Origin of the sequence: Streptomyces violascens (genome assembly GCF_014649955.1) — a bacterium.
In the GTDB taxonomy this organism is placed as follows: domain Bacteria; phylum Actinomycetota; class Actinomycetes; order Streptomycetales; family Streptomycetaceae; genus Streptomyces; species Streptomyces violascens.
In genome coordinates, this window is record NZ_BMUA01000010.1 from 71,912 (window position 1) to 89,996 (window position 18,085).

The window sequence follows — 18,085 nt, forward strand, 5'->3', positions numbered from 1 at the left end:
GACAGGTGAGCCGACGCGTAGTCATCACCGGAATCGGTGTGGTCGCCCCCGGGGGCGTCGGCACCAAGGAGTACTGGTCCCTGCTGACCGCGGGCCGCACCGCGACCAGGGCCGTCTCGCTCTTCGACGCCTCGGCCTTCCGGTCGAAGATCGCCGCCGAGGTGGACTTCGACCCGGTCGCCCAGGGTCTCACCGAGGAGCAGGCCGGGCGCCTCGACCGGGCCGCCCAGTTCGCGCTGGTCGGCGCCCGTGAGGCGGTCTCCGACAGTGGCCTGGACATGGCGGGCCTCGACCCGTTCCGCACCGGCGTCACCATCGGCAGCGCGGTCGGCGCGACCACCGGGCTCGACTACGAGTACGCGGCGGTCAGCAACAACGGCGCCGAGTGGCTCGTGGACCACGAGCGGGCCGTGCCGCACCTGTACGACTACTTCGTGCCGAGCTCGTTCGCGGCCGAGGTGGCCTGGGAGTTCGGCGCGCAGGGTCCCACCGCCGTGGTCTCCACCGGCTGCACCTCGGGCCTGGACTCGGTCGGCCACGCCGTCGAGCTGATCCGCGAGGGCAGCGCCGACGTCATGATCGCCGGAGCCACCGAGGCACCGATCTCGCCGATCTCGGTCGCCTGCTTCGACGCCATCAAGGCCACCTCGAACCGCAACGACGAGCCGGAGACGGCCTCGCGGCCCTTCGACAAGTCCCGCAACGGTTTCGTGCTCGGCGAGGGCAGCGCGGTGTTCGTCCTGGAGGAGTACGAGCAGGCCGTGGCGCGCGGCGCGCACATCTACGCCGAGATCGCCGGGTTCGCCTCGCGCTCCAACGCCTACAACATGACGGGGCTTCGGGCCGACGGCGCGGAGATGGCCGAGGCCATCGGTGCCGCGCTCGACGAGGCCGGCATCCCGGGCACCGACATCGACTACATCAACGCGCACGGCTCGGGCACCCTGCAGAACGACCGTCACGAGACGGCCGCGTTCAAGAAGAGCCTCGGCGACCACGCGTACGCGACGCCCGTCTCCTCCATCAAGTCGATGATCGGGCACTCGCTCGGCGCCATCGGCTCCCTGGAGATCGCCGCGTCCGCGCTGGCCATCGAGCACGGCATGGTGCCGCCCACCGCGAATCTGCACGAGGCCGACCCCAAGTGCGACCTCGACTACACGCCGATCCACGCCCGCGAGCGCGACATCAACACGGTGCTGAGCGTGGGCAGCGGCTTCGGCGGATTCCAGAGCGCGATCGTGCTCACCAAGCCCGAGCGGAGGAAGACGGCATGACGAGCGAGCTGCTCGAACGTACGGCGGTGCGCTCCGCCACCGCGGTGTTCACCGGAATCGGCGTGACCGCCCCCAACGGCCTGGGCACGCAGGCCTGGTGGGAGGCGACGGTGGCGGGCGAGAGCGGCATCCGCCCGGTCTCCCGCTTCGACGCCTCCGGCTACCCGGCCACGCTCGCGGGCGAGGTGCCCGGCTTCGACGCCGAGGAGCACATCCCGAGCCGGCTGCTCCCCCAGACCGACCACATGACGCGGCTCGCCCTGACCGCCGCCAAGGAGGCCCTGGAGGACTCCGGCGCCGACCCGGCCGAGATGCCGCAGTACTCGGCGGGCGCGGTCACCGCGGCCTCGGCGGGCGGCTTCGAGTTCGGCCAGCGCGAGCTCCAGGCGCTGTGGAGCAAGGGCGGCCAGTACGTCTCCGCGTACCAGTCGTACGCCTGGTTCTACGCCGTCAACACCGGCCAGATCTCCATCCGGCACGGGCTTCGCGGGCCCAGCGGCGTCCTGGTCACCGAGCAGGCGGGCGGCCTCGACGCGGTCGCCCAGGCCCGGCGCCAGCTGCGCAAGGGCAGCAAGCTGATCGTCACCGGCGGCGTGGACGGCGCGGTCTGCCCCTGGGGCTGGACGGCGCAGCTCGCCGGCGGCCGGATGAGCCCGGTCGCGGACCCCGAGCGCGCGTTCCTGCCGTTCGACAGCGAGGCCAGCGGTTACGTGGCCGGAGAGGGCGGCGCGATCCTCGTCCTGGAGGACGCCGAGGCGGCCCGCGAGCGCGGCGCCCGCATCTACGGACAGCTCTCGGGCTACGCCGCCACCTTCGACCCGGCACCGGGCCGAGGCGGCGAGCCGGGCCTGCGCCGGGCGGCCGAACTGGCCCTGGCGGAAGCCGGGTTGACGGCTGCCGACGTGGACGTCGTCTTCGCGGACGCGTCGGGGGTGCCGGAGCTGGACCGCCAGGAGGAGGCGGCGCTGACCGCTCTGTTCGGCCCCCGCGGGGTGCCGGTGACGGCCCCCAAGACCATGACGGGCCGCCTGTCGGCCGGCGGCGCCTCGCTCGACCTGGCGGCGGCGCTGCTCTCCATCCGGGACGCGGTGATCCCGCCGACCGTGAACGTCACGAACCCGGTCGCGGCCGACGCGCTCGACCTGGTCACCGAGGCCCGGCGCGGCCCGGTCCGTACCGCACTCGTCCTGGCCCGCGGGACCGGCGGCTTCAACGCCGCGGCCGTCGTGACCGCGGCGAACTGAACTCCAACTGTTTGTCATTGAGAGAGGCGAGCTTCATGAATCTCAAGGAACTGACCACGCTGCTGCGCGAGTGCGCGGGTGTCGGCGAGGGGATCGACCTGGACGGGGACGTCCTGGACGTGCCGTTCGACGACCTCGGGTACGACTCGCTGGCGATCCTTCAGGTGACGGGGGTCATCGAGCGGGACTACCGGATACAGCTGTCCGACGACACGGTGGCGGAGGCGTCCACGCCTCGGCTGCTGCTGGAGTTCATCAACGAGTGCCTGTCGTCTGCGACGCAGGCTGCCTAGCCCCTCCGGGGGTTCCGGGTGCGACCGGCCGCCCATCCCTTGCGGGGTGCGGCGGCCGTTTGCGTTGTGCGGGGTCCCCCACGCAACCGGGGTTACGCCCTGGGACTCCGCCCCAGACCCCGTTAGCGCCTCAAGGGCGCTCGTCCTCAAACGCCGGACAGGCTGAAATGCTCCGATGCGGGCCGGCGCCAACCCTGCTGGGGGCGCGGGGAACTGCGCGACCAGCCCACGTACGACCCGAGGCCGAATCACTCACCCCCGGAGGGCTTGGGGAAGGGGCGGGGTGGGGCCTGCGGGGTCTGGGGCGGAGCCCCAGCGCACCGGGCCGCACCCGAACCCCGCCCAGCGCGCACGCAGAAGTGCCCGCACGCCGGGGGATTGCGTGCGGGCACTTGCTCTGGGGGGTCAGATCAGGTCGTCCCGGGTGATCTGGCGGTCCTGGATCTGCCAGGCCCCGCCCACCCGCACGATCCGGTCCTCACACAGCGTGCTCGCCTTGATCTCCGGCCGCCCGCCCCGCGGCGTCTCGATGACCAGCGCGTAGCAACGGGCGTTCACGGCGTCGCCGTCGACGCCCTCGACCGAGACCATGCCCAGCCAGTGCCGGCGCTGGACGCCGGCCTTGGCGTACGCCTCGGTGGCGGCGGCCGCGGCCGCGGTGATGGCCTCGCGACCCACCGCCGGGACCGGCTGCGCGTTGGCGGCGAACACACCGTCGGTGGTGAAGGTGTGGGCCCACTCCTCGACCTTGCCGTCGTCGAGCAGGTGCATCTGCTGCGCGTAGAACTGCTGGATCTCCGTGTACAGCCCGGCGGTGGTGGTGTGCGGCAGCTCGGTGACGCTCATGGGGGTCCTCTCCTCCTGGATCTTCCTGCCCCAGGAGCGTGCCGCCCCCCGCTAGACCCGTACTGGTGCCCCACTGGGGCTCCGCCCCAGACCCCGCAGACCCTCCCGGGGATGAGTGCTGCAACCTCGGACCGTGCGTGGTTGCTCGCGCAGTTCCCCGCGCCCCCAGCAGGCCGTTGCTGGGCAAACCCCCGGGGTCCGGGGCGGAGCCCCAGGGGGTGGGGGCCGTCGGGGAGTCCAGCCCCGCTCGATACCCCTTCAAGTGCCCCGGCGCATTTTGGCCCCCATACCCCAACCCCTCCGGAGGAGATCCGTATGACTCAGCCCAAGGCCACCACCGACCGCCGCGTCGCGCTCATCACCGGGGCGACCAGCGGGATCGGTCTGGCGTCGGCCCGTGCCCTCGGCTCCGCCGGTCTCGCCGTGTTCATCTGCGCGCGCAGCGCCGAGTCCGTCGAGCTCACCGTGAAGGAGCTCCGCGAGGAGGGCCTGGAGGTGTCCGGCGCGACCGCCGACGTCCGCAGCCCCGAGTCCGTCAAGGAGCTCGTGGCCGCCGCCGTCGAGACGTACGGCCGCGTCGACGTCGTCGTCAACAACGCCGGCCGCAGCGGCGGCGGCGTGACCGCCGACGTGTCGGACGAGGTGTGGGACGACGTCATCGACACCAATCTGAACAGCGTCTTCCGGGTGACCCGCGAGGTGCTCAACGCCGGCGGCATGCGCGAGCGCGGCTGGGGCCGGATCATCAACATCGCCTCCACCGCGGGCAAGCAGGGTGTGGTGCTCGGCGCCCCGTACTCCGCGTCCAAGCACGGCGTGGTCGGCTTCACCAAGGCGCTCGGCAACGAGCTCGCCCCGACCGGCATCACCGTGAACGCGGTCTGCCCCGGCTACGTCGAGACGCCGATGGCGCAGCGCGTGCGGCAGGGCTACGCCGAGGCGTACGACACCTCCGAGGACGCGATCCTCGCCAAGTTCACCTCGAAGATCCCGCTCGGCCGCTACTCCACCCCTGAGGAGGTCGCCGGCCTGGTCGGCTACCTGGCCACCGACACCGCCGCCTCCATCACCGCGCAGGCCCTCAACGTCTGCGGCGGCCTCGGCAACTTCTGACGACGCGCCGACACCGTCGCTCAGCCCCGCACGACGACGAGCCCGACGGCTCCCTCAACCACCCGACCACAGAAGGAAGTTCCCCCGTGTCCGTGACCGGAACCAAGCACCACACCCTCCACAGCGTCGCCGTCGCCGCCCCCGCCGAGGTCGTGTACGGGATCGTCGCCGACGTCACCAAGTGGCCGCAGTACTTCGGCCCCAACGTGCACGTCGAGCACCTGGAGCGGGACGACCGCGCCGAGCGCATCCACATCTGGGCGACCGCCAACGGCGCCGTCAAGAACTGGATCTCGCGCCGCACCTTCGACCCGCAGCGCCTGCGGGTCGACTTCCGCCAGGAGGTCTCGGCCCCGCCGGTGGCGGGCATGGGCGGCGCCTGGGTGGTCTCCCCCGTGGACGCCGAGACCTCGCTGCTCGAACTCCACCACGACTTCGAGGCCGTCGACGACGCCCCGGACGCCATCGAGTGGATCAACGCGGCCGTGGACCGCAACAGCGCGGCCGAGCTCAACAACATCAAGGAACTCGCCGAGCAGCACGCCCAGTTGGACGAGCTGGTCTTCACCTTCGACGACACCGTCCACATGGACGCCGACGCCGCTGATGTATTCGACTTCCTGAACCGGGCCGACCTGTGGCCCGAGCGCCTGCCGCACGTCGCGCGCCTCGACCTGACCGAGGACGAGCCGGGCGTGCAGGTCATGGCGATGGACACCAGCACCGCCGACGGTTCGGTGCACACCACCGAGTCGATCCGCGTCGTCTTCGCCCCGGACCGCATCGTCTACAAGCAGACCACCGTGCCCGGCCTCATGACCGCCCACACCGGTCGCTGGACCATCGTCGAGACCGCCGACGGCGTCGACGTCACGTCCCGGCACACCGTCACGCTGCGGACCGACACCATCGAGAAGTACCTCGGTGAGGGCAAGACCGTCGCCGACGCGCGCGCCTATGTGCACCGTGCCCTGTCCACCAACTCCACCAACACCCTGAAGCTGGCCCGCACTTACGCGGAGGCGCTCCGTGGCTGACACCCTGCCCGAGGTGCCCGAACGGCTCGACCAGCTGCTGTCCCGGGCCGCCGCCGCGCACCCCGCGCGGCGCGCCGTCGTCACCGACGACTTCGCGATGGACTACGCCACCTTCGACGCCCGGGTCACCGCCGTGGCCGCCGGGCTCCAGGCGCTCGCGCCCGAGCCCACGGTCGTGGCGGTGGGCACCGTCCTGCACCCGGACGTCGCCGTCGCGTACTACGCGGCCGTGCGGGCCGGGCACACCGTGGCCGTGATCAACCCGCTGCTCCGCGAGGACGACCTGCTGCACGTGCTCGGCCTCGGCGGGGCCCGCGTGGCCCTGCTCGACACCGGTCTGAACGCGCGCCTGGAGAACGTCCGCGACCGGCTCCCCGAGCTGCGCGAGGTCGTCCTGATCGGCGCCGGTACGGACGGACTGGATGCCCTTGCCTGCGACCGCCCCCTCGCCGCCCCTGCCAAGGGGCCCGCGGACACCGCCGCGCTCCAGTTCACCAGCGGAACCACCGGGCGCCCCAAGGCCGTCCGGCTCAGCCACCGCAACGTGACCGTCAACGCGGCGCAGATCGCCCAGGCGCACCGGCTCGACGGCGAGACGGTCAGCCTGAACCATCTGCCGACCTACCACCCGATGCACCTCAACTCGGCGATCGCCGCGGGCGCCACGCAGGTCCTGTGCGCCTCGCCGGAGCCGTACGCCGCGCTGATGACGGCGAACAGGCACCGGGCGACGATCCTGTACAGCCTGCCGGTGCGGCTCGCCCGGCTCGCGGCCGACCCGGACCTGGACTCCGTCTCGATGACGTCGGTGCGGCGCATCGCGTCGGGCGGCTCGGGCCTTCCGGTGCCTGCCGCACGCCGCCTGTCCAAGCGGTTCGGCGTGCCGGTCTTCCAGGGGTACGGGCTCGCCGAGACCTCCCCGCTGACCCACAGCGACGACCCGGACCACCCGGTGCACGGCTCGGTCGGCACCCCGGTCGCCGGGACCGAGTGCCGGGTCGTCGACATCGACTCGCGCGCGGTGCTCGCACCGGGCGGCGTCGGCGAGGTGCAGCTGCGCGGCCCGCAGGTGATGCAGGGGTACGCGGGCGGGCCCGACGGCACAGGGCTTGAGCCGGACGGCTGGCTGAGCACCGGCGACGTCGGCCGCATCGACGAGGACGGCCGGCTGTTCCTGGTGGACCGCCTGAAAGACGTCTTCAAGTGCGACAACTTCCTCGTCGCGCCCTCGGACGTGGAGCGCGTGCTGCGCCGCGACCCGCGGGTCGCCGATGTCGTCGTGGTCGAGCTCGCGGACGTCGAGCACGGCGCGGTCGCGGGCGCCCTCGTGGTGCTCGCCGGCGCTCACCCGGAAGATCTCGCCGATGTCGTCGCGCAGGCCAACGACGCCCTGCCGTACTACCAGCACGTCCGCGACGCCATGACGCTCGACGTGATCCCGCGTTCGGGCAACGGGAAGATCCAACGGCGCGTGCTGGCCGAGCAGTTGACCGCCAGTCAGCCCGTCGCAAGCTGAGCCGGAGAGGCACCGCATGTCCTTCACCGTCATCAATACGTTCACGCTGCTCGACCCGGCCGGTGCCGAGGAGTTCGAGGCCCGCTTCCTGACCCATGTGGAGTGGATGCGCGCACAGCCGGGCTTCCTCGCCCACCAGGCGGTCCGCTCCGCCGACCGGCCCGAGGTGTACGTCAACCTCGGCTGGTGGGAGCGGCCCGAGGACTTCCAGCAGGTCCTCGCGAGCGCCACGTTCCAGGAGCACGCCGAGGAGTTCCACAAAATCGTCTCCGTGGAGGCCGATCCCTCGATGGGGATCGCGCGCTTCGACGGCGCCGCGGGCGAGCCCGGTGACGTGCTCTTCGTGGACTTCTTCACCGTCGAGGGCAACCCGGAGGCGTTCATCGGCGCCTTCCGCGCCCACGCCGGGGCCGCCGCGGGAATCGACGGCTTCGTCGCCGCCGACCTCGCCAAGTCGCTGTTCGCCCGGCCCGGCGGGTTCACCGCGCTCACCCGCTGGCGCGACGCGGAAGCCGCGCTCGCGGCCACCGCGCTGCCCGAGTACGCGGCGCTCGCCGCGCTCGCCGAGGTGCGCACCGTGCCCGCCGCCCACATCGCGGGCAACCGCGCCGAGCCCGCCCCGGCCGGGGCCTGACGGCTCGGGAGGCGGGACCCGCCCGCACAGAGCCCAGAACAGAAGGGATTCACCATGGAGTACCGCCGTCTCGGTGCCTCGGGACCGGTGGTCAGCCGGGTCGCGTTCGGGAACTCGCTGACCGCGGGCAACCAGCTGGACGACCGGGCCGCCTCCGCCTGCGTACGGGCCGCCCTCGACGCGGGCATCACCACGTTCGACACCGCCGACGCGTACGCCGAGGGCCGGGCCGAGGAGCACCTCGGCCGGGCCCTCGCGGGCGTCGACCGGGACGCCGTCGTGATCTGCACCAAGGTCGGCAGGGGCGGCGGGCCCGGCCCGGGCGCACTGTCGCGCACCCGGATCGCCGAGAGCCTGGACGCCTCGCTGCGCCGCCTCGGCACCGGGCACATCGACCTGTACCAGGCGCACCTGTACGACGATTCGACGCCGCTCGAAGAGACCATGGCCGCCTTCGCGGACGCCGTGGCCGCGGGCAAGGTGCGCTACGTCGGCGTCTCGGAGTGGGCCGCCGACGAGATCGGACGGGCCGCGGAACTCGCCCGCGACCTGGGCATCGAGCTCGTCTCCAACCAGCCGCAGTACTCGATGCTGTGGCGGGTCATCGAGTCCGAGGTCGTCCCGGCGTGCGCGCCGCTCGGCATCGGGCAGATGGTCTGGTCGCCCCTTGCCGGCGGCGTACTGACCGGAAAGTACAAGCCGGGCCGGCAGGCGCCCGCGGGCTCCCGGGCGGTGGCCGCCAAGGGCGGAGACGTCTCGATCCAGCGCTACCGCTTCCTGTCGGACGAGGTCCTCAGTGCCGTCGGCCGGGTCGCCGAGCTGGCCGACGAGACGAATCTGACGATGGCTCAACTCGCCCTGGCCTGGGTGCTGCAGAACGCCCAGGTCGCCACGGCGGTCATCGGGGCCTCCGCGCCCGAGCAGATCGGCCGCAACCTCGCGGCCGCCGAGGCCGTGCTCGACCCGGAGCTGCTCGCCCGCGTCGACGCGGCCCTCGGGCCCGTCGTGGTCACCGACCCCGGGCTGACCCTGAGCCGCATGCTCCGCGCCAAGGCCGCCGCCTCCCCCTCCCCCGCCACCCTCTGAGAGGTACTGCTGTGAGCACTTCCACGACCGACAGGGAGATCCACCGGACGCGTGCCGGCATCGAGATCGACGCCTCGGCTGACACCGTCTACCGGGCGCTGACCGATGTGGCCGACTGGCCGCTGCTCTACCCCTGGATCGCGCACACCGAGACCCTGAGCCAGGAGGGCCAGGACGACGAGGTGAAGTTCTGGGCGGTGCGCCCGGGCCCCGAGGGCGGGCTGCGCATCTGGACCTCCCGACGCACCCTGGATCCGGTGGCGCTGCGCATGGACTTCGCGCAGCAGGGCTCGGTGGGCCCGATCAAGGAGCTCGGCGGCACCTGGGACTTCCTGCCCCGCCCCGACGGCGGCTGCCGCGTGGTATCCGGGCACTGGTTCACCACGGACGCGGACCCCGCGGAGACGGCGGGCGAGCTCGACCGGCACGGCGGGCTCCAGATGCGCACCCTCAAGTCCAAGACGGAGCAGCCCGGTTCGCTCACCTCCGACGTGATCCGGGTCGAGGACCGTGCGGTCCTGTCCGGCTCGGTCGCCTCGGTGCACGCCCGGCTCCTGGACGCGCTGCCGTGGCGCGACGGCGAGGAGAGCGCCTGGTTCGGCACCCAGGACGACGTACCGACCGTGCAGATCGAGCACGGCGGCCACACCCTCGTGCAGAAGCTGCTCGCGCCGCCCGCGCCGGCAGAGCTCTACCGGCGCCGCTGGCGTCTGGTCGAGGCGCCCGGCGGGGTCCTGGTGACGGCGGACGTGCTCGCCGTCGCCTCGGCCGGCCGCGACCGGGTGCTGGCGATGGCCACCAACGACGTGCGCTCCGCGCTCGCACTGGCCGGGCAGCGATGACCGCGGCCGCCGAGGAGGTCCGCGCGGGGGCCCGCACCGACGAGGAGCACCGCGGTGACGTGTGCATCGTCGGGGCGGGCCCCGCCGGTCTGACCCTCGCTCTGCTGCTGCTCAAGTCCGGGGTGCGGGTGACCGTGGTGGAGCGTTCGCGCTCGCACCAGCGGGAGTTCCGCGGCGAGATCCTCCAGCCGGGCGCGATGACGGTCCTGGACCGGCTCGGCGTGCTCGCCGGGGCCCGCGCGCGCGGCTGCCACGAGCACGACCGCTTCCGCCTGGTGGAGCAGGACCGCATCCTGCTGGACATCGACTACCGCGCGCTTCCGGCCCCGTACGACCACCTCCTGTCCATCCCTCAGTCCCATCTGCTGACCGAACTCCTGCTGCACTGCGCCGAGTTCGCCGACTTCGAGTACGTGGACGGCTGCCGCGTCAACGCGCTCCTGCGCGACGAGCGGGGCCGGATCACCGGGGCCGCCGCCGACGGGCACGTCTTCCACAGCAAGGTCGTGGTCGGCGCCGACGGACGGTTCTCCAAGGTGCGCCGGCTCGCCGGCATCGAGGCGGGCCGCAGCGAGGCCTTCGACCAGGACGTGCTGTGGTTCAAGCTGACCAAGGACGAGCCCGAAGTCAGCCATGACGTCCGGGTGTTCCGGAGCGCCGGCACCAGTCCGGTGCTCGCGTACGGGTCCTGGCCCAACCGGATCCAGGTCGGCTGGACGCTGCCGCACGGCGGCTACAAGACCGTCGTCGCCCAGGGCCTCGGCCACGTCAAGGAGCAGCTGGCGAAGGCGGTTCCGGCGTACGCGGACCTGATCGAGGCCCAGATCACCTCGCTGCGCGACCTCAGCCTGCTCGATGTGTTCTCCGGGCGGGCCGAGCGCTGGGCCACCGACGGCCTGGTCCTGATGGGCGACGCGGCGCACACGCACAGCCCGATCGGCGCGCAGGGCATCAACCTGTCGGTGCAGGACGCGGTCGTGCTGCATCCGCTGCTCGTCGAGTCGGTGGGCCGGGGGGATGCGAGCGCCGCGTTCCTGTCCCGCTTCGAGGAGCGCCGGGCGCCCGACATCGCGACGATGATGCGGCTCCAGGGCATGCAGTCCAAGGCGATGCTGTCGACCGGCACGTTCGCGACGCGGGTGCGCCCGAAGCTGGCGGCCGTCGTGAAGCACACCCCGGTCTACCGCAAGGTGCTGCGCACCATCGCGTTCGGCAACCCGTCGATCGAGGTGGCCGAGGGGCTGTTCACCGCTCGCTGACACGTACGCAACGCGAAAGGCGGGCCGGGTCTCGAAGACCCGGCCCGCCTTTCGTGTGCGGTGCTTCAGCGGCGCTCAGACGGTTGCGACCTCGGTGCGGGCCGAGTCGACGACCGCCTTGTACAGGCCGCCCTTGACCTCGGCGTGCACGGCCATGGTCTTGGCGTCGGCGGCCATCTCCGGGCTCTGCAGGACCGGCAGGTAGGCCTGGGGGCCGCTCCACCAGCCGATGTTGACGTAGGCGCCGGTCTCGCGGTTGGAGTGCACCAGCTGGTGGCCGAGGAAGCCGTCGTGGCCCTTGACGAAGGACAGGTGGCCGAGGAAGGAGCCTTCGAAGGCCTGCTGGTCGGCGCCCTCGCGCAGGGTGAACGTGGTGAGCGCGACGGCCGCGTCCGCGGACGGCACCGCGAGCTCGCCGAGGCCGTCGGCCGCGTTCTCGCCGGCCAGGACCGGGCCGTGCACGCTGGTGATGGCCGCGAGGTAGACGAAGCGGCTGCTCACCGCGGTGAAGAACTGCCAGTCGCCGACGACGGTGCGGTGCGCGTCCGCGTCCCGCCACCAGGTGAGGATGACGAAGTTGTCGGGCTCCTTGATGCCGCGGAGCAGCGCGGTGCGCAGCAGACCGTCCTTGGCGGCGACGGCCTCCTTGTACTTGAGGTAGGCCTTCTCGAACTCGGCGCCCTTCGCCTTGTGCTTCTCCTTGAGGACGAAGTGGGCGACCGCGACGACGGGGCTGTTCTCGCTCATGGGTGTGACTCCGAATCTGGGTGGGTGGTTACGCGGTGACGGGCTGGTGCGCATAGGCGTGCACGTACTTGTCGAGGACCTTGCGGTAGTAGTCGGGCCCGAAGCCGAGCCCGTACACCGGCGGCACGAGACGGCAGAGCTTGTCGATGGAGACGGGCTGGGCGCCGGAGGCCTCCACGTAGGACTTCTCGGCACGGGTGCCGAGCAGGTGCTCCATGTGCGTGACGACGTCCTCGATGTGCGGGGCGTGGCCCGAGGCGACGTTGACGACGTCACGGGTGCGGCCGTCGACGAGCAGCGTGTGCACGATCTTGATGACGTCCTCGACGTCGATCAGGTCGCGCTGCGCGCCGCGGTAGACCTGGATCTCGCCGCTCACCAACTGCCGTACAAGAGCGGGCAGTAGCTGGTGGGCGGGCTGGTTGAAGCCGACGACGTGCGACAGGCGCAGGATCAGGTACTCGACGTCCGAGGACTTGACGACCGCTTCGAGGGAGAGCTTGTGGCGGCCGTACGGGGTCGCCGGGTAGACGGGGCCGTCCTCGCGGCCGGGCGAGGCGTCGGGCACCGAGTACATCCCGGCGGACGCGGTGGAGAAGAACACCAGGCGTCTGCCGGTCTTCTCGCAGTGCCGCAGCACCTCGTACAGGCGCTTGGACTCCCGGGTGTACTGCTCGGGCGGGATGTCCCCGGCGGCCGAGACCCCGGCGGCCAGCGCCACCACGTCCCGGTGGTGTCCGGCGATGCCTGCCAGGTGTCCGGCCAGGAAGCCCCTGCCGACTATCTCCATGGGGTGTGCCAACTCCTTGTGGTGGGCGGCCGGTTCAGGCCGCGGCGGGCTCGGCCCAGGCCGGGATCTCCAGGATTTCCAGTACGGCGGTGGTGATGGTGTAGCCCGCTCCGCCGCCGTAGAGCATCACGTGGTCGCCGGGCTTCAACTGGCCGGTGAGCAGCAGGTTTTCGAGGCCGGCCGCCCAGTCGCCGGCGCCGATGTGGCCGCTGCGGCGGGCGAACTCCCAGGTGGTCTCGGACTCGTCGACGCCGAGGAGGTGGTGGATCTGGAAGGGGCCCTTGATCCGGCCGGTGGAGGGGATGATGACGTACGCGATGTCGTCCATCTCCAGGCCGGCGTCGTCGAGGACGGCCTGCTTGGCCTCCTGCATCACCTTGCCGAAGCGGATGTTGGTCATCGTCTCGTCGCTGACGGCCTTCTGGGCGTCGCCGCGTGCGGTGAGGTCGATCTGCCGCTCGGCGGCGCGCGAGACCGGGCCGAACTCCTCGTCGCCCCGGGCCATCGGCTCCAGGGAGTTGTCGGCGACGGTCGCGGTGGCTTTGAGGCGGGCGAAGCCTTCCGTGGTGGACAGGATGGTGGCGGTCGCGCCGTCGGCGTAGGCGTTGCCGTGCCGCAGCTGCCAGCGGTTGGCGCCGGGGCCGCCGAAGCGGTCGGCGGTGGTGAGCATGACCGCGCTTCCCTTGCCGTAGCCGGCCGTGAGGTGGGCGGCGGCCAGGTCGAGCCCGCTGATGCCGATGTTGCAGCGCTGCTGCACATCGAGGCCGGGCACGGTGGCGCCGACGGTCCGCTTGGCGATGTAGGAAGCGGCCGGCCAGATGTCGAGGCCCTGGAACCAGGTGCTGCCGTGCAGGAGCAGGGAGTACGTGGACTTGTTCAGGCCGGAGCGCTCGTGCGCGGTGCGTCCCGCGGCGACGGCCATGTCCGGCGGCGCCGTCCAGCCCTCCTCCTCGCTCTCGCGGGCGATCCGCACGGACTCGTACCCGAAGTCGTCGATCCACTCCTGGCCGCACTCCCCGGCCGCGACGGCCTCGGCCACCGGGACGGGCTCGGGCAGCCAGCTGCCGAGCGAGGCGACATAGATCTCGTTCCAACGCATCCAGCTACTCCCCTGTTCGGCGGTTCGGTCGAATCCTTCGGGCATACGGCATGCGCCCAAGGTCGCCATCGCCTCTCGAATAGGACTTGAGTGCGGCCGGGGAAAGCCCGGCCAAGGGCGGCTCAAGTGCCGTTCGAGTGGGGCGGGTCACGCTCTTGGGCATGACCGACGGACAGCCCTGAAGGGCCGTCCCCACCCCCAATCGGAGACCCGCCGTGCGCATTCTGTTCACCGCCCATGCGGGCAAGTCGCATCTGCGCCTGCTGATCCCGCTGGCCCAGGCCGCCGTCCGGGCCGGGCACACCGTCGCCGTGGCCGACGACGAGTCCATGCGCGAGGAGAGCGTGAGCTACGGGCTCGAGTTCTTCCCGGCCGGGTTCGACTGGGCCAAGGACCCCTTCTGCATCCAGGCGATCGCACTTCCGCTGTTCCGGGCCGACCAGGAGGCGTACGAGGAGGGGCTCGTGGAGTGTGTGCTCGGGCCGCCCGCCCTGGCCGCGGCCCGCGACATCCTGGAGATCGCCGCCGACTGGAAGCCCGACCTGATCGTCCGCGAGGGCGAGGAGATGGGCGGCCTGCTCGCCGCCGAGTCGCTCGGCATCCCGCACATCGCGGTGGCCGGCGGCTCGACCCACCTGCTGCTTCCGTCCGTGACGCACGAGCCGCTGAACAGGCTCCGCGCCGAGCTCGGCCTGCCGGAGGCCGCCGAGGACAACTGTGCCTACCGGCACCTGCTGGTCAGCTGGCTCCCGGCCGAGTGCACCGGCGACGACCTGGATCCGCGCACCCTGCGCCACTACCGCCAGACCGCCCCGTACCGCAGCGACGACAAGGCCCTGCCCTGGCTCGCCGAGCTGCCCGACGACAAGCCGGTGGTGTACGCCTCCATCGGCACCATGGCGCCGTCGATGCCGTGGAAGTCCGACGAAGTGCTGCACGCGGTGATCGAGGCGGTCTCGGGCCTCGACTGCACGGCGCTCGTCTCGATCGGCGTGGGCCGCGACCCCGAGGAGTTCGGCGACGTCCCCGCGCACGTGCGGCTGCTCACCGAGTGGGTCCCGCAGGACGTGCTCCTGGAGGCGGCCGACGTGTTCATCACGCACGGCGGCCACAGCAGCATCCGCGAGGGCCTGCGCAGCGGTACGCCGATGCTCGTCACGCCGATGTACGACGACCAGCCCAACTCGGCCGAGCACGTCGCCGAGGTCGGCAGCGGCATCAGCCTGCCCGCCTACTGGGCCACCGGCGAGACCGTGGCCGAAGCCCTCGGCCGGCTGCTCACCGAGCCCTCCTTCCAGCGCAGGGCGTCCGCCGTGCGGCGCTCGGTCCTCGCCTGCCCGCCGGTGGAACAGCTGGTCACCGACCTCGAAGCCCTTGTGGCCGCGACCGCTCAGGAGAAGACATGCGCGTCCTAGTGACCGCCCTGGTCCCCAGCCACATCGTGCCGATGGTGCCCCTGACGTGGGCGCTGCGGGCGGCCGGACACCAGGTGCTCGTGGCCGGCGACGCCGAACTCGTGAAGTTCGCGTCCGCGGCGGGCCTCGACACCCGCCTGGTCGGCGGCGGCGAGACCCGTCAGCGCCTGACCCGGCCCGGCGCCGTGGCGATGCCCGACCGTGCGGGCATGGACCGCCGCGCGGACTCCGAGTGGGACGCGGTCGGCGAGCGCTGGCGCACCCGGCTCGGCGGCTACATCGACGACCTGGTCACCCTCGGCCGGGCCTGGGAGCCCGACCTGGTGATGACCGACCCGGTGGAGTTCGGCGGGCTCGTCGTCGCGGCCGCCCTCGGGGTGCCCGGCGTCATCCACCGCTGGGGCCCCGACGACTTCACCAGCCCGCTCCTGCGCCAGGCCAAGGTCCAGCTCCACGGCCTGTGCGCCGAGTTCGGGGCCGACGGCTTCCCCGACCCGGCCCTCGTCATCGACCCGAGCCCGGCCTCGCTGCTCCCCGAGGGCGACAACACCCCGGGCCTGCTCTCGCGGTACGTCCCGTACTGCGGCACCGCCGAACTGCCCGACTGGGCGGTGCGAAAGCCCGAGCGGCCCAGGGCCCTGCTGTGCCTGGGCATGTGGCACGGCCGGGTGCTCGCCGAGACCGGCGAACTTCCGCTGGGCTTCCGCCACGTCCTGGACGCCTGCACCGAGCAGGGCCTGGACGTGCTGTTCCCGATCGACGCCCAGTACCACGCGGCGCTCGCCGGGATCCCGTCCTCCGTCAAGGTCGTCGACCGCTTCCCGATCGGACCGGTGATGCGCCACACGGCCCTCGCCGTCCACCACGGCGGCAGCGGGACCAGCATGACCTCGTTCGCCTCGGCCGTCCCGCAGCTGGTGCTGCCCGGCGACAAGCCGTTCCTCCAGACCACCGGCCGGCTCGTCCAGGCGTCCGGATCCGGGCTCAGCCTCGCCACCGAGGCCGAGCAGCACGACCCGCATCTCGTCCGGGAGGCCCTCGCGGGCCTGCTCCAGGACGAGCGTCACCGCAAGGCCGCGCTCGACGTACGCGCGGAGATCGAATGCCTGCCAGGCCCCACGGAACTGGTCCACACCTTGGAAGGGCTGATCTGACATGCGCTCACTCACACAGGAAAGGGAACAGGTGCCACCCCCCATGGCAGAACAGCACGGCCCGCCCGCGGTCGTCTTCAAGGGCGTCGTCAAGGAGTACGGCAGCGTCCGTGCCGTCGACGGGATCGATCTGACGATCGGCCGCGGTGAGACGGTCGCCCTCCTCGGCCCCAACGGCGCCGGCAAGTCCACCACGATCAACATGCTCCTCGGGCTCTTCCCGCCGGACCAGGGCACCATCGAGGTCTTCGGCAAGAAGCCCGAACTCGCCATGCGTGCGGGGCACTTGGGTGCCATGCTCCAGGAGGGGAAGATGATTCCCCGGGTGTCGGTGCGCGAGCTGGTCGACTTCGTGCGCCAGACCTACCGCAAGCCGCTGCCGCTCCAGGAGGTCCTGGAGCTCGCCGAGCTCACCAAGATCGCCACCCGTAACGTGGACCGGCTCTCCGGCGGCCAGGCCCAGCGCGTGCGGTTCGCGCTCGCCCTGGCCGGCGACCCGGACCTGGTGGTCCTGGACGAGCCGACCGCCGCCCTCGACGTCGAGTCGCGGCGCGAGCTGTGGGCCGCGATGCAGCGGTACGCCGAGCGCGGCAACACCGTCCTGTTCTCCACGCACTACCTCGAAGAGGCCGACGACAGCGCCGACCGCGTCGTGGTCATCGCCTCGGGCCGGGTGGTCGCCGACGGCACCACCTCGCAGATCAAGTCCATGATCGAGGGCCGCACGGTCAGCTTCGTGCCGCGCGGCGCCCAGAACGGCTTCGACCTGCTGCCGGGCGTCAGCTCCGTGGAGTTCCGCGGCGGCCGCGTCCACCTGCGCACCAGCGACTCCGACTCGACGGTGCACGCCCTGTCGCGCGCCGACGCCTTCACCGACCTGGAGGTCTCGGGCGTGGGCCTGGAGGAGGCCTTCATCGCGCTCACCCACCAGTCCCGGCACGCGGCCGCCGCTCCGGAAGGACGGACCAACTGATGCTCGGTTACATCCGCCTCGAAATCCTGCGGCTCGTCCGCAACGGCGGCTACCTCATGATGAGCCTCATCATGCCGGTCGGCCTGTACGTCACCCTCGCGGGCGGCGGCCCCGACCAGGAGTCCCTGGTGCGGGCCATGGTCGGCGCGGCGGCGTTCGGCGCGCTCGGTGTGGTCATCACCAACGGCACCGGCATCGCCGAGGACCGGGCGCTCGGCTGGCTGCGCCAGCTGCGGCTCACCCCGCTCTCGCCGGTCCAGGTCGTCATCGCCCGCGGCGCCGTCGCCACCTGCCTCGGCATCCTGCCGATCGTGGTCATCGGCCTGATCGGCAAGTTCTACCGGGGCGTCGACCTCTCGCCCGGCACCTGGCTGGAGATCTTCCTGCTGCTCTGGGTCGGCATCGCCCCGCTCGCGATGCTCGGCATCGGCATCGGCTACCTCTTCAAGGCACAGCTCGCGCAGATCGCCGGCACCGTCTCGTATCTGACCCTGACGCTGCTCGGCGGCCTGATGATGCCGACCGACAGCCTTCCCCAGTGGCTGCAGCCGCTGTCGAAGGAGACCCCGGTCTACCGCTACGCCCAGCTCTCCTGGGACGCGGCGGCCAACTCCGCGCCGAGCGGCACCGGCCTCGGTGTGCTCGCCCTGTGGACGGCGCTGCTCGCGGCCTTCGCCGCCTTCGCCTACCGCAGGGGCGGCCGTCGCGCCTGATCCGTACGGCTCACCCAGTGCCCGCAGGGACTCCCCCTGCGGGCACT

At 72.0% G+C, this 18,085-nt stretch carries 18 protein-coding genes; 14 read left to right on the forward strand and 4 right to left on the reverse strand.

Annotation, left to right across the window (positions count from 1 at the left end):
* The first annotated feature begins 5 nt into the window (after positions 1-5).
* The 3 genes from IE206_RS20920 to IE206_RS20930 are packed head-to-tail and all read left to right on the forward strand — an operon-like array spanning position 6 to position 2,814.
* Entirely contained in the window at positions 6-1,277 is a 1,272-nt protein-coding gene (locus tag IE206_RS20920; RefSeq protein WP_189964187.1) for a beta-ketoacyl-[acyl-carrier-protein] synthase family protein, read from the forward strand.
* The gene (locus IE206_RS20925) at positions 1,274-2,521 is read left to right on the forward strand and encodes a ketosynthase chain-length factor (protein WP_189964190.1); all 1,248 of its coding nucleotides are present in this window, start codon (positions 1,274-1,276) and stop codon (positions 2,519-2,521) included. The genes IE206_RS20920 and IE206_RS20925 overlap by 4 nt, the downstream gene beginning before the upstream one ends.
* 35 nt (positions 2,522-2,556) lie before the next feature.
* The gene (locus IE206_RS20930; RefSeq protein ID WP_189964193.1) at positions 2,557-2,814 is read left to right on the forward strand and encodes an acyl carrier protein; all 258 of its coding nucleotides are present in this window, start codon (positions 2,557-2,559) and stop codon (positions 2,812-2,814) included.
* 405 nt (positions 2,815-3,219) lie between these two features.
* On the opposite strand, the gene IE206_RS20935 is transcribed toward IE206_RS20930, so the two are convergent.
* Positions 3,220-3,660, reverse strand: a complete 441-nt coding sequence (locus tag IE206_RS20935) for a nuclear transport factor 2 family protein (protein ID WP_189964194.1) — start codon at positions 3,658-3,660, stop codon at positions 3,220-3,222.
* Between the two features lie 315 nt (positions 3,661-3,975).
* On the opposite strand from IE206_RS20935, the gene fabG reads away from it, so the two are divergent.
* The 7 genes from fabG to IE206_RS20970 all read left to right on the forward strand — a co-directional run bounded on the left by fabG (position 3,976) and on the right by IE206_RS20970 (position 11,147).
* Positions 3,976-4,773 (forward strand): 3-oxoacyl-ACP reductase FabG, encoded by a 798-nt coding sequence (gene fabG, locus IE206_RS20940; protein ID WP_189964197.1) that lies wholly within the window; start codon positions 3,976-3,978, stop codon positions 4,771-4,773.
* Between the two features lie 86 nt (positions 4,774-4,859).
* Complete coding sequence (locus IE206_RS20945) at positions 4,860-5,810, forward strand: aromatase/cyclase (protein WP_189964200.1); 951 nt, start codon at positions 4,860-4,862, stop codon at positions 5,808-5,810.
* Positions 5,803-7,326: a class I adenylate-forming enzyme family protein gene (locus tag IE206_RS20950; protein WP_226598957.1), complete on the forward strand. Its 1,524-nt coding sequence runs from the start codon at positions 5,803-5,805 to the stop codon at positions 7,324-7,326. The genes IE206_RS20945 and IE206_RS20950 overlap by 8 nt, the downstream gene beginning before the upstream one ends.
* Positions 7,327-7,342: 16 nt before the next feature.
* The gene (locus IE206_RS20955; RefSeq protein ID WP_189964203.1) at positions 7,343-7,960 is read left to right on the forward strand and encodes an antibiotic biosynthesis monooxygenase family protein; all 618 of its coding nucleotides are present in this window, start codon (positions 7,343-7,345) and stop codon (positions 7,958-7,960) included.
* 54 nt (positions 7,961-8,014) lie between these two features.
* The gene (locus IE206_RS20960; protein WP_189964206.1) at positions 8,015-9,046 is read left to right on the forward strand and encodes an aldo/keto reductase; all 1,032 of its coding nucleotides are present in this window, start codon (positions 8,015-8,017) and stop codon (positions 9,044-9,046) included.
* An 11-nt stretch (positions 9,047-9,057) separates the two neighbouring features.
* On the forward strand, positions 9,058-9,888 hold the full coding sequence (locus IE206_RS20965) for an aromatase/cyclase (protein ID WP_189964209.1): 831 nt from the start codon (positions 9,058-9,060) through the stop codon (positions 9,886-9,888).
* A complete protein-coding gene (locus IE206_RS20970; RefSeq protein WP_189964211.1) occupies positions 9,885-11,147 on the forward strand; it encodes an FAD-dependent oxidoreductase in 1,263 nt (420 codons plus the stop codon). The genes IE206_RS20965 and IE206_RS20970 overlap by 4 nt, the downstream gene beginning before the upstream one ends.
* Before the next feature lie 75 nt (positions 11,148-11,222).
* Here IE206_RS20970 and IE206_RS20975 read toward each other — a convergent pair whose 3' ends face one another.
* From IE206_RS20975 to IE206_RS20985, 3 genes are read right to left on the reverse strand one after another with little or no spacing between them, the layout of a single operon-like run.
* On the reverse strand, positions 11,223-11,894 hold the full coding sequence (locus tag IE206_RS20975; protein WP_189964214.1) for an antibiotic biosynthesis monooxygenase: 672 nt from the start codon (positions 11,892-11,894) through the stop codon (positions 11,223-11,225).
* Positions 11,895-11,922: 28 nt separating this feature from the next.
* Entirely contained in the window at positions 11,923-12,684 is a 762-nt protein-coding gene (locus IE206_RS20980) for an NAD-dependent epimerase/dehydratase family protein (RefSeq protein WP_189964217.1), read from the reverse strand.
* A gap of 34 nt (positions 12,685-12,718) precedes the next feature.
* Positions 12,719-13,783: a ketoacyl-ACP synthase III family protein gene (locus tag IE206_RS20985; RefSeq protein WP_189964220.1), complete on the reverse strand. Its 1,065-nt coding sequence runs from the start codon at positions 13,781-13,783 to the stop codon at positions 12,719-12,721.
* Positions 13,784-13,998: 215 nt separating this feature from the next.
* Between IE206_RS20985 and IE206_RS20990 the strand changes: the two genes are divergently transcribed.
* Genes IE206_RS20990 through IE206_RS21005 form a run of 4 tightly spaced genes read left to right on the forward strand, consistent with a single transcriptional unit; the run spans position 13,999 to position 18,038 of the window.
* The gene (locus tag IE206_RS20990) at positions 13,999-15,198 is read left to right on the forward strand and encodes a glycosyltransferase (RefSeq protein ID WP_189964222.1); all 1,200 of its coding nucleotides are present in this window, start codon (positions 13,999-14,001) and stop codon (positions 15,196-15,198) included.
* Positions 15,186-16,352 carry a nucleotide disphospho-sugar-binding domain-containing protein gene (locus IE206_RS20995; protein ID WP_189964224.1) on the forward strand — a complete coding sequence of 389 codons (1,167 nt, stop codon included), beginning with the start codon at positions 15,186-15,188 and terminating at the stop codon, positions 16,350-16,352. Before IE206_RS20990 ends, IE206_RS20995 begins: the two co-directional genes overlap by 13 nt.
* 43 nt (positions 16,353-16,395) lie before the next feature.
* A complete protein-coding gene (locus tag IE206_RS21000; RefSeq protein WP_053726132.1) occupies positions 16,396-17,325 on the forward strand; it encodes an ABC transporter ATP-binding protein in 930 nt (309 codons plus the stop codon).
* Positions 17,325-18,038 (forward strand): ABC transporter permease, encoded by a 714-nt coding sequence (locus IE206_RS21005; RefSeq protein WP_053726133.1) that lies wholly within the window; start codon positions 17,325-17,327, stop codon positions 18,036-18,038. The genes IE206_RS21000 and IE206_RS21005 overlap by 1 nt, the downstream gene beginning before the upstream one ends.
* The last annotated feature ends 47 nt before the right edge of the window (positions 18,039-18,085 follow it).

Excerpts from the sequence above, each read along its gene's own strand:
- IE206_RS20925 (WP_189964190.1), top strand. The coding sequence starts at position 1,274 with ATGACGAGCGAGCTGCTCGAACGTACGGCGGTGCGCTCCGCCACCGCG.
- IE206_RS20930 (WP_189964193.1), top strand. The coding sequence starts at position 2,557 with ATGAATCTCAAGGAACTGACCACGCTGCTGCGCGAGTGCGCGGGTGTC.
- IE206_RS20935 (WP_189964194.1), bottom strand. The coding sequence starts at position 3,660 with ATGAGCGTCACCGAGCTGCCGCACACCACCACCGCCGGGCTGTACACG.
- fabG (WP_189964197.1), top strand. The coding sequence starts at position 3,976 with ATGACTCAGCCCAAGGCCACCACCGACCGCCGCGTCGCGCTCATCACC.
- IE206_RS20955 (WP_189964203.1), top strand. The coding sequence starts at position 7,343 with ATGTCCTTCACCGTCATCAATACGTTCACGCTGCTCGACCCGGCCGGT.
- IE206_RS20960 (WP_189964206.1), top strand. The coding sequence starts at position 8,015 with ATGGAGTACCGCCGTCTCGGTGCCTCGGGACCGGTGGTCAGCCGGGTC.
- IE206_RS20970 (WP_189964211.1), top strand. The coding sequence starts at position 9,885 with ATGACCGCGGCCGCCGAGGAGGTCCGCGCGGGGGCCCGCACCGACGAG.
- IE206_RS20975 (WP_189964214.1), bottom strand. The coding sequence starts at position 11,894 with ATGAGCGAGAACAGCCCCGTCGTCGCGGTCGCCCACTTCGTCCTCAAG.
- IE206_RS20980 (WP_189964217.1), bottom strand. The coding sequence starts at position 12,684 with ATGGAGATAGTCGGCAGGGGCTTCCTGGCCGGACACCTGGCAGGCATC.
- IE206_RS20985 (WP_189964220.1), bottom strand. The coding sequence starts at position 13,783 with ATGCGTTGGAACGAGATCTATGTCGCCTCGCTCGGCAGCTGGCTGCCC.
- IE206_RS20995 (WP_189964224.1), top strand. The coding sequence starts at position 15,186 with ATGCGCGTCCTAGTGACCGCCCTGGTCCCCAGCCACATCGTGCCGATG.
- IE206_RS21000 (WP_053726132.1), top strand. The coding sequence starts at position 16,396 with ATGGCAGAACAGCACGGCCCGCCCGCGGTCGTCTTCAAGGGCGTCGTC.
- IE206_RS21005 (WP_053726133.1), top strand. The coding sequence starts at position 17,325 with ATGCTCGGTTACATCCGCCTCGAAATCCTGCGGCTCGTCCGCAACGGC.